Below are 13132 nucleotides of genomic sequence, written 5' to 3' on the forward strand. Positions count from 1 at the left end.
CCGAGCCTTCGAGCAGCGTGCGATAGGCCGCGGCCGCATCGATCTGGCCGCGATGACCGCGCAGTTCGTGAATGCGCGCGTCGAACGGCTTCACCGAACCTGCCGCCGCATCCACGCAGAGCGCGCCGGCAACGAGTGCCGTGCGGTACAGGTCTTCGATTGCAAACATGTTGTAGATCGCGAGCGCCGTGGAAGCCTGCGTGCCGTTGAGCAGCGCGAGACCTTCCTTGGCCTGCAGCGCGAGCGGCTTGAGGCCGACGAGACGCAAGCCCTCCAGCGCGCTCATGCGCTCGCCCTTCGCGAACACGTCGCCCACACCCAGCAGTACGCAGGACATATGCGCGAGCGGCGCGAGGTCACCCGAAGCGCCCACGGAACCCTTCACCGGAATCACCGGCAGCATGTCGGCATTGAACAGCGTGATGAGCGCGTCCATCACTTCGCGGCGGATGCCCGAATGGCCGCGGCCGAGGCTCGACAGCTTCAGCGCCATCAGGAGGCGCACGACGGGACGCGACATCGGCTCGCCCACGCCCACGGCGTGCGAGAGCACCAGGTTGCGCTGCAGGAGTTCGAGCTGCTCACGCGGAATGTGCGTGCTCGCCAGACGCCCGAAGCCCGTATTGATGCCGTAGGCGGGCTCGCCCTTCGCCGTGATCTCGGCAACGGCGCGTGCGCCCGCGTCGATGGCGGCGAAGCTGGCCGGATCGAGTTCGAGCTTCACGCCGCCGTTTTCATCGGCACGCGCGATCTGGCGCAGTTGGGGCAGGGTCAGATGGCCGGGAGTGAGTTTGATGTTCATTGCGGTGTCAAAGTTGTCTGGACAAGGTGGAATCAGATTACCGAAGCGAGCTTGTCTATACAAGTTCAATCTGCTCCACGTATACCCGCATTCCCGCTTCCTGACGCCTGAATTACGCCGTCTTTCGATTGCGGCACAGTGAAATCCCCAGGTGATAACACCGATTGCCGGCCTTTTCGACACATCGATAATTGTATAGACAACTTGCCGTGCCGAAGCTCCAGTCCATGACCGGGCACACGCCAACCATTCCTATCGGAGACTTCATGAAGAAACTTGCCTTGTGTGTCGCCCTCGCCCTAGCCGCCGGTGGCGCGTATGCGAAAGACTGGTCCACGATCCGCTTCGGCACCGACGCGAGCTACGCTCCGTTCGAGTCGAAGGCGACCGATGGCAAGCTGGTCGGTTTCGACATCGATCTCGGCAACGAAATCTGCCGGCGCCTGAACGCCAAATGCGTGTGGGTCGAGCAGGATTTCGACGGCATGATCCCGGGCCTCAAGGCCAGGAAGTTCGACGGCGCCCTCTCCGCACTCACCATCACCCCGCAGCGCGAGCAGCAGATCGCTTTCTCGGCCAAGCTGTTCAACACGCCGACGCGCCTCGTCGCGAAGCAGGGTTCGCCGCTGCAACCGACCATCGCTTCGCTGCAGGGCAAGACGGTGGGCGTCGAGCAAGGCTCGATTCAGGAAACCTACGCGAAGCAGAACTGGGCGCCCAAGGGCATCAACGTGATTCCCTACCAGAACCAGGACCAGGTCTATCTGGATCTGCAGTCGGGGCGCCTCGACGCCGCGCTGCAAGACGAAGTGCAGGCCAATCTCGGCTTCCTGAAGACGCCGCGCGGCGCGGGCTTTGCGTTCGCGGGCGCGGAAATTCCCACGGGCGCCGCCGCCATCGGCCTGCGCAAGGACGATGCCGACCTCAAGGCGAAGATCGACAAGACGATCGCCGACATGATCAAGGACGGCACGTACAAGAAGATCGAGTCGAAGTATTTCGACTTCGACGTGTACGGCGGTTAAGCACCGCCGTCTTCATCTGCAACAACCAGGGGGAGCGCCGCTCCCCTGAACGAGGACACCTTCCATGGTCTTTCAAGGCTTCGGCCCGCTGCTCCTTGCGGGCACGTGGGAAACCATCAAGCTCGCGGTGCTTTCGCTCGGCGCCGCGTTTCTGCTCGGGCTTGCGGGCGCTGCCGCGAAGCTCTCGCCCAACCGCATGCTTGCGCGCATCGGCACGGCGTACACCACGCTCATTCGCGCGGTGCCCGATCTCGTGCTCATGCTGCTGCTGTTCTACAGCATCCAGATCTGGCTCAACGACGTGACCGACATGATGGGCATGGACCAGATCGACATCGACCCGTTCGTGGCCGGCGTCATCACGCTCGGCTTCATTTACGGCGCGTATTTCACGGAGACCTTCCGCGGCGCATTTCTCGCCGTGCCGCGCGGGCAGATCGAAGCCGGTTTCGCATACGGCATGAGTTCCACGCGCGTGTTCACGCGCATCCTGTTCCCGCAGATGATGCGTTTCGCGCTGCCGGGCATCGGCAATAACTGGCAGGTGCTCGTGAAGGCCACGGCGCTCGTGTCGATCATCGGTCTCGCCGATGTGGTGAAAGCCGCTCAGGACGCGGGTAAGGCCACCCAGGCGTTCTTCTTTTTCACCCTCGTGACCGGCGCGATCTATCTCGCCATCACGACGGTTTCCAACCTGGCATTGCACCGCCTCGAAAAGCGCTATTCGACCGGTGTGCGGAGGGCAGCGCTGTGATCGAACTGCTTCGTCAATACTGGCCCAACTATCTGTTCAGCGACGGCTTCAACACGAGCGGCCTCGCCATCACGCTCTGGCTGCTGGTCGTGTCGATCGTGGCGGGCTTCCTGCTTGCCGTGCCGCTCGCCATTGCACGCGCGTCGCGCAACCGGTGGCTTTCGCGGCCGGTTTGGGTCTATACGTACGTGTTCCGCGGCACGCCGCTCTATGTGCAGCTACTGCTCTTCTACACCGGCCTCTACAGCCTGCACTTCGTGCAGGCGAATCCGGTTCTTGGCGACTTCTTTCGCAGTGCCATGAATTGCACGCTGCTGGCGTTTGCCTTGAACGAGTGCGCTTACGCCACCGAGATTTTCGCGGGCGCGATTCGCGAGACCGCGTATGGCGAGATCGAAGCGGCCCAGGCGTACGGCATGTCGAAGACCAGGATCTACACGCGCATCATCCTGCCTTCCGCATTGCGGCGCGCGCTGCCCTCGTACAGCAACGAAGTGATCCTCATGCTGCACGCCACGACGCTGGCGTTCACCGCCACCGTGCCCGACATCCTGAAAGTGGCGCGCGATGCGAATTCCGCCACCTATATGACGTTCCAGGCGTACGGCATCGCGGCGGCGCTCTATGCGTCCATCGTCTTCGCCCTGATCTGGGGTTTCCGCCGCCTCGAAACACGTGTGCTGGCTTATCTGAAGCCGCAAGGCCACTAAGAATTTCACGCAGTTTTGATGGAGTGAACCGAGTATGTACAAGCTGATTGTCGACGACCTGCACAAGAAGTTCGGCGAGAACGAGGTTTTGAAGGGCGTATCGCTCAAGGCAAAGGCTGGCGACGTGATCAGCCTGATCGGATCGAGCGGTTCGGGAAAGAGCACGTTCCTGCGTTGCATTAACTTTCTCGAATCGCCCTGCTCGGGACGTATCACGCTCAACGGCGAGGAGATCCGCACGAGTGCCGACCGTGGCGGCGCGCTGCGCGTGAGCGATCCGAAGCAACTCCAGAAAATGCGCACGCGCCTTTCGATGGTCTTTCAGCACTTCAATCTCTGGGCGCACATGACCGTGCTCGAGAACACCATCGAGGCGCCGGTCAGCGTGCTTGGCCTCTCCCGCAGCGAGGCCGAGGCCCGCGCGCGCAAGTACCTCGACAAGGTGGGGCTGGCTGCAGGCGTCGAGCACAAGTACCCCTCGCATCTTTCCGGCGGCCAGCAGCAACGCGTGGCGATCGCCCGCGCGCTGGCCATGGAGCCCGAAGTGATGCTGTTCGACGAGCCCACTTCCGCGCTCGACCCCGAACTCGTCGGCGAAGTGCTCAAGGTCATGCAGAAGCTCGCGGAGGAAGGCCGCACCATGATCGTCGTCACGCACGAAATGGGCTTCGCGCGCAACGTGTCGAATCACGTCGTGTTTCTGCACAAAGGGAAGATCGAAGAGCAAGGCGACCCCAAGGAAGTGCTCAACGCGCCGCGCAGCGAGCGGCTGCAGCAGTTCCTCGCGGGACGGTTGAAGTGAGGTCGTGGCGGGCAGTCGTTTCACGGCCCGCCAGCGCACCTCGGGGGCATGCGCAACGATGCGCGGGCATCGAAGTGCGTCCCCCGGTTACACGCCTTGTGTGCGCCAGGCCACATTGGCGCAAGCGCCCAGCGCTATAGTGAAAACGTCAACGGGAGCGACGTCCAACGCCCGCCTCCACGCCTCGCGTCGGGCTATCCGCCGGACGAGCGCGCCGCTCCATCGTGTCGAAGCAAGGCAGTAATCCGGCTTTTCAGGAGACCCCCATGAAAAAGCTGCTTGCCCTCCTGCTCATCGTTCCCGCTACGGCTTTTGCCGACGCAGCGGCATTCCCGGACGGCTCCGCGAGCCCCAGCGCGGCCGACCTCCAGCAACGCCTCTCGGGCAAGGCGTTCGACATCAAGATCGCCGACGGCAGCACGTGGCATGTGCAGTACGGCAATAACGGCGACTACGACTTCAAGTCGAGCAAGGGCTTTGCCGATCACGGCGACTGGAAAGCCGAGGACGGCAAGATCTGCAGCAAAGGCAGCAAGATGCCGTATTCGTGCAACGAAGTGCGCATGAAAGGCGCCGACCTGTACCTCAAGCGCGACAACGGCGAGATCATCCAGTTCGTCGAATCGCAGTGAGCGACGCCTGGCAGGCCCAACCAATCGAAAGCCAATCGTCGGCCATCGAGCGCCGTTGGGCCTACACTACGGGCATGCCGCCCACTCCAGACGAATGCATGCCAGCCAGCGCAGCCCTCCACGCCGATGCGCCCACGCTCACCGATGCGCATCCTGAACCGCCCCACGCCGAACCCCTGCTGGACCCGGCCCTGCTGCGCCGTCTGTTGCGCGCGAAAGACCGCATGGACGCCGCCTCTCACGAGGCCTGGCCCGTCAAGCGCCTGGCCGAAGTCAGCGGCGTATCCGAAGCGCATTTCGCGCGCTCCTTCAAGCGCGCCTTCGGGCTCCCGCCGCATCGCTACCTGCTCACACGGCGCATCGAGCAGGCCACCACCCTGCTGCGCGACACCGATCTCGACATCACAGATATCGCTTTCGCCACCGGCTGGGAGAGTCTCGGCACCTTTGGCCGCACGTTTCGCGACGTGACCGGCTCGAGCCCCAGCGCCATGCGCGTTCAGGCGCGGGCCAATCTGCCCGAGATCGACCGGGTGCCCGCCTGCGTGCTGAAAGCCGCGCAGCGCCCCGACCTCACCACAGCAGTTTTGGAGAAGCGGCGGTGGGCGGGCAAGGCTAAAGTGCGGCCCTGAAGTGCGGTCACTAACCAGGGAGGTGTTATGAATCAGGGTATCAATGTGGTGGGCCTGTACGTCGACGACCAGGACGAGGCACTCAAGTTCTACGTCGACAAACTCGGATTCCGTGTGCATACGGACGTGCGCAATGGTGCATACCGCTGGCTCACGGTCCAGCACCCGGAGCAGCCATCGTTCCAGCTCGGGCTGTTCCTGCCCGGGCCGCCCGTTCACGATGAGGCCACTGCGCAAACGCTGCGCGCCATGGTCGCCAAGGGCGCGATGCCGCCCCTCGTGCTCGCCGTGGCGGACTGCCGCGCGAGCTACGAGCGCCTGAAGGGTCTGGGCGTGGAAATCACCCAGGAGCCGGTCGACCGCTACGGCAGCGTCGACGCGGGCTTTCGCGATCCTGCCGGCAACGGCTGGAAGATGATCCAGGCGCCGAAGCCGTCATAGCGGCCAGGCGTGCGCGGCTTCGAAGGCAATGCCTTCGGCCGCGTCTTCGAAATGGTCCCGGCTTTCGGCGAGTTCCTGATAGTCGATCTGGCCGTCGAGCATCACGTATTCGTGTATGCGCAGGCCCGCACACAAGATCACCTCGATAATGCGATCCGTCGCCGGGAACACGGCCTGCGGCTTGCCCTGCTGGGTGATCACCAGAAGCTGGCTGCCGAGCCTGTCCTTCATGAATAGCGTCTGCGTGACTCGCGAGGTTTCCACGCGCGTGCGATCGCCCATCAGGTCCAGATACGTTTCGCTAATGTTCCTGAACATCCTTGCCTCCATTTCGGCGTTACCTGCCGCTCACTCTCAGTTACATGACAAGTCAACTATAGTGCCGAAATAACCCGCTCACAGGCGACATCCTGTCGCGTACGGGTGCTTAATAGAGCGCATCCTTCTTTAGATCATTGACATTATTGTTAATCGAGCGCAGCGAACGGCGCGTGGCCGTCCATCCAGTCGTACTGGCTGGTCGGCGTCGCCCACGCCCAGTTCGAAGGCGAACGCGCAGCGGCGCCGCGGCTCGCGCGATCCGCGTCGCTGCGTGGCACGGCATGTGTTGCGCAATCCTCGGCGCTTGTCCCCTGGCTTTCCGCGATGATGTCTTTCATGTCCGTCCTGCTCCAAAGAAATTAGATCCGCATGCGGCGGCCGACGGTTTGCATGGCGCAACCAGCATGTTGTTCGATGTGAGCGGACGATACGGCAATCCATTGAAGCGCTTTTCGCTTCAAATGCCATTCTTTGATGCTTGGGCGCCACTGCGTGTTAACGCCTGGCCAACCACGAAGCGGCACTGCGCTTCATGGTGGCAATTTGATGACAATTCAATGACCGATCGCGTGCCGGAAAATCATGTACGGATCAGGAGGCGGTCAAGGCGTGGCGTCCCAGCCGTGTGACGCGAGGATCTTGTCGAGCAGGAAGCGCAGCGCGACGCGCTCGGCCTCGTTCAGCCCGTGGTAAAGGTCGCTTTCGCGCTTGTCCAGGGTCGGGCCGATCTTCTTGAAAATCTTGCGGCCTTCGGCGGTGAGCGAAATGATGACGCTGCGCCCGTCCTTGTCGTTGCCCGTGCGCGCGAGGATCTCCTTCGAGAGCATGGCCTCGACCGTGCGGCTCGCCTGGCTCTTGTCGAGGTTGGCGCGCCGCGAGATATCCATCACGGTTTGCGGACCGAACGTGCCGATCGCGGCGATGATGCTCGCCTCCGGATACGGCACACCCAGCTTGTCGCGCGACATCTCGCTGCTCATGCGGTCGGCGATCTTGGTCAGTGCTTTCAGCCGATAGGTCAGCGAGGCGTCCGCGCCTGGCTCATTCGTGCTTGCCATATGCCCACTCGAGAATTGGATCCGGAAACCCGCGAAAGAAACCCGGGTATGTTGCCCTGATCCTGCCCGCGAGGTCAACTGTGGAGCGCACACAAGTCAGAAGCCGTGAGTCGGGCGCCGTCCGCTTCAATATGGTGCACGCAGTGTGCGAAGGCGCGATACGCAGCGTCGATGGCCATATCCATTTTCATCACTCGCATTCATCGTGGCCGCTTATACTGCACGCGTTCAACGCGCGAAGATGGCCATGAGCAAACGAATGACTGTCCGGCAGTCGCCGGTGCACGGAAAAGGCGTCTATGCGTTGCGTCCCCTGCGGGCCGGCGAGCGCATCTTCGAATACAAAGGCAAGATCATGAGTTGGCGCAGCGCGGCCCGGCGTTATCGTCTGCGTGAAGACGGCGCGCATACGTTTCTCTTCGGTCTTTCCGATGGCCGTGTGATCGACGGCGGCCAGGGCGGCAACTGGGCGCGCTGGCTCAATCACGCGTGCCAGGCGAACTGCGAAACCATCGAAATCAACGGCCACGTATTCATCGACGCGTGCCGCGACATCCTGCCGGGTGAAGAGCTGTTCATCGACTACGCGCTCGAATTGCCCGACGACGCCTGCGAAGACAGCGTGCGCGAATACATCTGCCGCTGCGGCGCGCCGGCGTGCCGCGGGACGATGCTCGCCGGCGCCGGTGTTGGCGTTGGTGTCAGCGCCGGTGTTGGCGCTGACACCGGCTTGAGCAGCATCGTCAGCCTGTTTTAGGCTGCACGTTGCTTAGAACCGGTGCCGCATGCCGATCGCGACAACCGTCTGCTGATTCGTCGACGACGGCGACTGCCCGCTGATATCCGCACCCAGACCCGATCCATCCGCGCTGATGTGCTGGTAGCTCGCCTGCGCATAGACGTCGGTGCGCTTCGAGAGGAAATAGTCGGCCTGCACGGACACCTCGTGCCAGCGCGGGTGATGCTCGCCGCCTGAACTCGAAAGCGCACCCTGCGTGTAGGTGTACGCGCCGTTCAGGCTGAATTACGGCGTGGACATGTAGCTCGCGTTCACCTCGTAGTTGCTGAAGCTCGCGCCCTGCCCGTTCTGCACGAGGCCGAGGCCGTTCGCGCCGTTGACCGTGTCGAGGCCGCCCAGTTGCGTGCGGGTCCATACGCTGCGCACCTTGCTCGACCATCCGAACCGCCCGCTCTCGCGCGAGTTTCTGCTCGACCAGGTGTTCAGCAAGAGCCTGACGCCGCTCGACCGCGCCATCGGCGTGTGCGTGAGTCGGCTGCGCCAGCATCTCCAGGACTCGGCGCGCGAGGCCACGCTCATTCGCACCGTGCGCAACGAGGGCTATGTGCTCGTGGCCGACGTCGGGTACGAAGCGTGAGGCGGGTCGCGCAAATCGCGGCGAAGTTGCGTCTCTGGCGGCTTTGGCCCGATACGCTCTTCGGGCGGCTCGTCGTGATCCTCGCGGCGGGCATGTTCGCGGGGCAGTTGCTGAGCAGCTCGATCTGGTTCGAAACCCACGACAATCACACGCTCGAAATTCCGGCGCGGCTCTTTGGCAGCCGTCTTGCCGATACGGTGCGCCTCATCGAGCGCGCGCCCAATGCGGCGACGCGCGAGGCGATCGTCGGCACGCTCGTGCTGCGCAATCGCGTGGTGGATGGGCGTACCGTTGGGCTCGATGCGGAGCTGATTTTGCCGAGAGATGATTGAACCGTGGGCTCTCAGTTCGAAGCCGCTTTGCGTGCGGCATCGTCGGTGGACGGCCCGGTTCCGCGCAGGTTCGTCACGTTTTGCAGCAGGTCGAACCAGAACGGCGCGCCGAACAACGTTGCGCTCGCCGTGAGCAGCCAGCCGACGATCATCCAGGCCACGCCGTCTGCGTAGGCGCCATCCCTCCCTTTGCCAGCCGATCGGCAACTGGTTCATCAGCGAAACCGCATCGGCAGACGCGTTCCCGTGCAGCGCACCCGCGAGCGAGGGATGCATCCATAGAATCCTGAACAGAAAAACCGTATCGATGTTCAGTGCAATCACGATGACTAGCGCCACGCCAAATGAAATGAACTGCGACCAGCGCTTGTAGGTGCCGGAAAGCCTGTCCATCCCGTTGTCGAACCACTTGCCGAGCGCGTCGGAAAACTGGCCGACATCCTGGTTGGCGTGCCGGTACATCGCCTGCAACACCTCTCTCAACTGCTGGTTTTGTATGGAGGCAATCGACTGGCCGATGTCCTGGTCCGCACCGGGGGCGCGCCGAAGGATATCGATCATCGCCAGGGCAAAGTCCTTCGACGGAATATAGGAGGGCTTGTACTTCAGGTCGCTCGCATTCGTCGCGTCACCGGAGTCGCGCGGGCTCACGAGTGCGTGGTTGTAGAGGTCGCGCGCCATGCCGTTGAACTGCGGGTCGTTCAGGATCTGCTTGACGCCGGATAGCAGACACTTCGCGCGCAACTGCAAAAGCGACGCAAAAAGCTCGGTCACGGTGCTGACGGCAAGGCTCACCGCGAAATAGCAGAACACCAGGCCAATGCCGACTTCGAGTACGGTGCTGTTGAACATGTGCGGCTCCGCGTGCTTGCACTTCCAGAGACGAGAGACTGCGCAGCCGGCTGCTCAGCGAAACATGTTCGTGACATTTGCGTGGCGGGAGCCCTCTCTTCAACAATCAGCGGTTTTGACACGACGCTCAAGACCGTAAATGCGGGTTGTGTGGGCAATGCCACATAGCGAAAGCATCGGAGGTTCGGCTCATCCTGAGTGCTGCTACACGAATTCAAACATTCGCAGTTCGAATCATTTATCGATCGAAGCGATGATTCGAAACCTGTCGCTTCCGGCACTTCACCCCCACATCCGGCCGATATCGAGGGCCGGAGCCGCGCAGTCTTCACACGCGCGGCGCACCGGCACGTTGCCGCCGACTACGGCACGCTACGCCTTCAGCACCGAAGGATCGATATACCCCGGCACCGCAGCCGAAAGCGATTGCTTCAGCTCACGGCTGCCCGCATCCGCGAGCACTTCGCTTTCGCCCGCTTCGAGCGCGTCGTAGGCCTGGCGAACGACATCGACGGGACTCACTTTCGGCACGTCGAAATCCTTCGTGAGATCGGTATCCACGAAGCCCACATGCACGCCGACCACGCCGACCTTGCGCTCCCTGAAGTGCAGGCGGATGTTGTTGGTGTAGCTCCATGCCGCCGCCTTCGAAGCGGAATACGGCGCGAGGAACGGCACGGCTCGCCACGAGACATCGGAGAGCACGTTGATCACGCCGCCGTTGCCGTCGCTCGGCAGCACGGACTCGAACGCGCGCGTCGTGCGAATGACGCCATAAAAGTTCGTTTCGAAGATGTGCCGCGCCTGGTCTTCTGCCTCTTCCGCAAGCGGGGACGCGAGAACTTCTGCAATCCCTGCGTTGTTCACGAGCAGTGTCACGTCCGAGGCGATCTTAGCTGCCGCCGTGACGGAGGCCGGATCCGTCACGTCGATCTTGACCGGAACGATGCCGGGTTCGTTAAAGCCTTCCGGGTTGCGCACCCCAGCGTAGACCTTCGCGGCCCCGCGGGCCAAGGCCTCGCGTGCGAAGGCCAGACCGGGGCCCCGGCTCGCGCCAGTTACAAACACGACGGAATTCCTGATTTTCATTTTGGATCTCCAATGAAATTTGCAAGTTGTTCGTTTGAATCAGACCCGGAAGAGCTCGCGGTGCTCGCGAACGAACGCCTCGACCGTCTGCGGCGCCTTGCCGGTCACTTGCTCGATGATGCTATCGGTCCCCTTGAACACGCCGTTCTGATAATCGACGGCGACTTCGATGAAGTGCTGGATCGCAAACCCGGGAAGGTCGTACTTCTGCAAATGCGCGCGATATTCGTCGAGTGTACCGGGGCGATAAGCGATCTTCCGGTCGATGACCTTGCCGATCTCGTCAGCAATGCCCTGGTGGTCGAGTTCGACCGGCCCGCAAAGCTCGTAGCGCTTGCCAATATGGCCCGACGGCTGCGCGAGCACCGTGGCGATGAAGCGGGCCTGGTCAACGGCGGCGATCGGCGCGTGGCGTCCCGCGCCGTAAGGCAGCGTGATCTGTCCTTGCTGGACGATGGTGTCGCGCACCCACGGGAAGATCAGCCATTCGGAAAAGAAGGTCGGGCGAACATGAATGGTCGGTACCCCTGACCAGTCGAGCACGCGCTCGGCGATCCAGTGATCGCGCGCGGCGTGGCTCTTCGCATTCTCGCGCGCGGAAATCTGCGACATTTCCACGACGACTTCGAGACCGGCGCGGCGCGCGGCGTCCGCGAAATACGCGGTGCCCTGAATGAACCCGGGCCGAACCGGATAGCAGAGGTAAGCGCCCGTCACGCCCGAGGTGGCGCGGATCAGGTCGTCGTGATCGAGCAGATCGCCCACCACCACTTCGGCTCCGGCGGCGCGCAGCGCGGCACTGCGTGCGTCTTCCGTACGGACCATCGCGCGAACCGCGTGTCCGGCTTCGAGCAGATTATTGACCACGTGCACGCCGGTTTTGCCCGTGGCGCCGGTAATCAGGAATTTACGCTGTTGCATGATGAGCTCTCCGTTAAAGTGCATATGCACATATGTACCCGAAATAAATCGCCAGTCTCTGGCGACAGTCTTCGTTCAGATCGTTTCGATGTGTTGCCTGACGTCTTCCAGCAGCGACGCGGAAGCGTCGGGATCGGGGATGATGCGCGCCATGGTCAGCGCGCCGATCATGGCCGCGAGCGCGAAAACGGCCTGCGAGCGGTCCGCCTGTTCCTCCGGTGACGCCATGCGCGCCGCCAGCATGTCGACGAGCGCGTCGAACCCGCGCGACGCCGCCGCGCGCGTCGCGTCGTCCGCGCGCGCCAGCTCGCTGCCCATGCCGGCAAGCGGGCAACCGTTCGCGCGCGCGTCGCGGTGACCGGTAGACATGTACGCGTCCACGACCGCCCGGAACGCGTCCTCGCCCGTGGCCCCATCCGCAGCGGCGACGAGGTTTTCGACGATGCCGGCCAGCCCCACTTCGCACGCCTCGGCAACCAGCTGGTCCTTCGACTCGAAATGGCGGTAAAAGCCGCCATGCGAAAGCCCGGCGGCGGCCATCACGTCGGCGAGTCCCGTTGCGTGGATGCCATTTGCCCTGAATGCTTCAGCGGCGACTTCCACGATGCGCTCCCGCGTCTGCGCCGCTTCGACTTTCGACTTCCTCATGATGTGACCCGCTCCGTGATTCGGTGTTGTTTAGATGGTAGTCATCATCTAAATGGAAGTCAAGATGAGTTTTGGGTGTTCGGGCGTCGCGGGGCAACCACACGGACCGTTTTCTGCACGTATTTAACGGCGGCGCTACACTCGTGCGGTTGTCGAAATGCCGTGCCCACGGGCCTGCGGTTTGGCTGGCTCATTAGGCGAGCCACGCTGAACAGCCGGCGCGCGGACGCTTCGATTGCACGATCGAGAACGACAAATCCCCACTCTCGGAGAGCCGCTCCATGACGACGCTAACCATCAACGGAGAAACTCATACGGTCGACGCGCCGCCCGACATGCCGCTGCTCTGGGTCCTGCGCGACATCGTCGGCCTCACCGGCACGAAGTTCGGCTGCGGCATTGCGCAGTGCGGCGCATGCACTGTGCATCTCGACGGCATGGCCGCGCGCTCGTGCGTACTGCCCGTCGCGGCCGTTGCGGGCCGCAGGATCACCACCATCGAGGCGATCGGCGCAACCCCCGCCGGACAGAAGGTGCAAAAGGCCTGGCGCGAGATCGACGTCGTGCAGTGCGGCTACTGTCAATCGGGGCAGGTGATGTCGGCGACAGCCCTCATCGCCGCGAATCCGAACCCGAGCGACGCGGATATCGACGCCGCCATGGCGGGCAACATCTGCCGCTGTGGTACCTATGCGCGCATTCGCGCCGCCATCAAGCAAGCCGCGAAGGAGGCCTGA

General features: G+C 62.9%; 20 protein-coding genes. 10 read left to right on the plus strand and 10 right to left on the minus strand.

Annotated elements, in window-relative coordinates; genetic code table 11:
• Positions 1 to 802: aromatic amino acid lyase (locus AB4Y44_RS04570; protein ID WP_368698827.1), on the minus strand; the 802-nt coding region annotated here is incomplete at its 3' end.
• A gap of 266 nt (positions 803 to 1068) precedes the next feature.
• Between AB4Y44_RS04570 and AB4Y44_RS04575 the strand changes: the two genes are divergently transcribed.
• The 7 genes from AB4Y44_RS04575 (at position 1069) to AB4Y44_RS04605 (ending at position 5798) form a co-directional block, all read left to right on the plus strand.
• Positions 1069 to 1827 carry an ABC transporter substrate-binding protein gene (locus tag AB4Y44_RS04575; RefSeq protein WP_368698828.1) on the plus strand — a complete coding sequence of 253 codons (759 nt, stop codon included), beginning with the start codon at positions 1069 to 1071 and terminating at the stop codon, positions 1825 to 1827.
• Positions 1828 to 1891: 64 nt separating this feature from the next.
• The gene (locus AB4Y44_RS04580; protein ID WP_069263215.1) at positions 1892 to 2581 is read left to right on the plus strand and encodes an ABC transporter permease; all 690 of its coding nucleotides are present in this window, start codon (positions 1892 to 1894) and stop codon (positions 2579 to 2581) included.
• Complete coding sequence (locus AB4Y44_RS04585; protein ID WP_342919892.1) at positions 2578 to 3291, plus strand: ABC transporter permease; 714 nt, start codon at positions 2578 to 2580, stop codon at positions 3289 to 3291. Before AB4Y44_RS04580 ends, AB4Y44_RS04585 begins: the two co-directional genes overlap by 4 nt.
• A 34-nt stretch (positions 3292 to 3325) precedes the next feature.
• Positions 3326 to 4093 (plus strand): ABC transporter ATP-binding protein, encoded by a 768-nt coding sequence (locus tag AB4Y44_RS04590; protein ID WP_368698829.1) that lies wholly within the window; start codon positions 3326 to 3328, stop codon positions 4091 to 4093.
• Positions 4094 to 4359: 266 nt separating this feature from the next.
• Positions 4360 to 4725, plus strand: coding sequence for a hypothetical protein (locus tag AB4Y44_RS04595; protein ID WP_324140691.1), 366 nt, complete (start codon positions 4360 to 4362; stop codon positions 4723 to 4725).
• 176 nt (positions 4726 to 4901) lie between these two features.
• Positions 4902 to 5357 carry a helix-turn-helix domain-containing protein gene (locus AB4Y44_RS04600; protein WP_368698941.1) on the plus strand — a complete coding sequence of 152 codons (456 nt, stop codon included), beginning with the start codon at positions 4902 to 4904 and terminating at the stop codon, positions 5355 to 5357.
• 27 nt (positions 5358 to 5384) lie between these two features.
• Positions 5385 to 5798 (plus strand): VOC family protein, encoded by a 414-nt coding sequence (locus tag AB4Y44_RS04605; RefSeq protein WP_342919890.1) that lies wholly within the window; start codon positions 5385 to 5387, stop codon positions 5796 to 5798.
• On the opposite strand, the gene AB4Y44_RS04610 is transcribed toward AB4Y44_RS04605, so the two are convergent.
• The 3 genes from AB4Y44_RS04610 to AB4Y44_RS04620 all read right to left on the minus strand — a co-directional run bounded on the left by AB4Y44_RS04610 (position 5793) and on the right by AB4Y44_RS04620 (position 7177).
• The gene (locus AB4Y44_RS04610; protein WP_368698830.1) at positions 5793 to 6116 is read right to left on the minus strand and encodes a hypothetical protein; all 324 of its coding nucleotides are present in this window, start codon (positions 6114 to 6116) and stop codon (positions 5793 to 5795) included. The genes AB4Y44_RS04605 and AB4Y44_RS04610 overlap by 6 nt on opposite strands.
• 149 nt (positions 6117 to 6265) lie before the next feature.
• On the minus strand, positions 6266 to 6457 hold the full coding sequence (locus tag AB4Y44_RS04615) for a hypothetical protein (RefSeq protein ID WP_342919888.1): 192 nt from the start codon (positions 6455 to 6457) through the stop codon (positions 6266 to 6268).
• 264 nt (positions 6458 to 6721) lie between these two features.
• On the minus strand, positions 6722 to 7177 hold the full coding sequence (locus tag AB4Y44_RS04620) for a MarR family winged helix-turn-helix transcriptional regulator (RefSeq protein ID WP_028206875.1): 456 nt from the start codon (positions 7175 to 7177) through the stop codon (positions 6722 to 6724).
• Between the two features lie 259 nt (positions 7178 to 7436).
• Here AB4Y44_RS04620 and AB4Y44_RS04625 point away from each other — a divergent pair, with 259 nt between their 5' ends.
• Entirely contained in the window at positions 7437 to 7934 is a 498-nt protein-coding gene (locus AB4Y44_RS04625; RefSeq protein ID WP_368698831.1) for an SET domain-containing protein, read from the plus strand.
• Positions 7935 to 7946: 12 nt separating this feature from the next.
• Here AB4Y44_RS04625 and AB4Y44_RS04630 read toward each other — a convergent pair whose 3' ends face one another.
• Together AB4Y44_RS04630 and AB4Y44_RS04635 are read right to left on the minus strand one after the other, a co-directional pair.
• Positions 7947 to 8114, minus strand: coding sequence for a hypothetical protein (locus tag AB4Y44_RS04630; RefSeq protein WP_342919885.1), 168 nt, complete (start codon positions 8112 to 8114; stop codon positions 7947 to 7949).
• Positions 8115 to 8201: 87 nt separating this feature from the next.
• Positions 8202 to 8342, minus strand: coding sequence for a hypothetical protein (locus AB4Y44_RS04635; protein WP_368698832.1), 141 nt, complete (start codon positions 8340 to 8342; stop codon positions 8202 to 8204).
• A 1-nt stretch (position 8343) separates the two neighbouring features.
• On the opposite strand from AB4Y44_RS04635, the gene AB4Y44_RS04640 reads away from it, so the two are divergent.
• Positions 8344 to 8553, plus strand: a complete 210-nt coding sequence (locus tag AB4Y44_RS04640; protein WP_368698833.1) for a helix-turn-helix domain-containing protein — start codon at positions 8344 to 8346, stop codon at positions 8551 to 8553.
• Here AB4Y44_RS04640 and AB4Y44_RS04645 read toward each other — a convergent pair.
• The 4 genes from AB4Y44_RS04645 to AB4Y44_RS04660 all read right to left on the minus strand — a co-directional run bounded on the left by AB4Y44_RS04645 (position 8517) and on the right by AB4Y44_RS04660 (position 12395).
• Positions 8517 to 9737, minus strand: a complete 1221-nt coding sequence (locus tag AB4Y44_RS04645) for a hypothetical protein (protein WP_368698834.1) — start codon at positions 9735 to 9737, stop codon at positions 8517 to 8519. The genes AB4Y44_RS04640 and AB4Y44_RS04645 overlap by 37 nt on opposite strands.
• Positions 9738 to 10109: 372 nt before the next feature.
• Positions 10110 to 10826, minus strand: a complete 717-nt coding sequence (locus AB4Y44_RS04650; RefSeq protein WP_368698835.1) for an SDR family oxidoreductase — start codon at positions 10824 to 10826, stop codon at positions 10110 to 10112.
• Positions 10827 to 10865: 39 nt separating this feature from the next.
• Positions 10866 to 11747, minus strand: coding sequence for an NAD(P)H-binding protein (locus AB4Y44_RS04655; protein ID WP_342919879.1), 882 nt, complete (start codon positions 11745 to 11747; stop codon positions 10866 to 10868).
• A 75-nt stretch (positions 11748 to 11822) separates the two neighbouring features.
• Positions 11823 to 12395 (minus strand): TetR/AcrR family transcriptional regulator, encoded by a 573-nt coding sequence (locus AB4Y44_RS04660; RefSeq protein ID WP_368698836.1) that lies wholly within the window; start codon positions 12393 to 12395, stop codon positions 11823 to 11825.
• A gap of 281 nt (positions 12396 to 12676) precedes the next feature.
• Between AB4Y44_RS04660 and AB4Y44_RS04665 the strand changes: the two genes are divergently transcribed.
• Positions 12677 to 13132, plus strand: a complete 456-nt coding sequence (locus AB4Y44_RS04665) for a (2Fe-2S)-binding protein (RefSeq protein WP_342919877.1) — start codon at positions 12677 to 12679, stop codon at positions 13130 to 13132.

This window comes from Paraburkholderia sp. BR10937 (assembly GCF_040965695.1).
Taxonomy (GTDB): domain Bacteria; phylum Pseudomonadota; class Gammaproteobacteria; order Burkholderiales; family Burkholderiaceae; genus Paraburkholderia.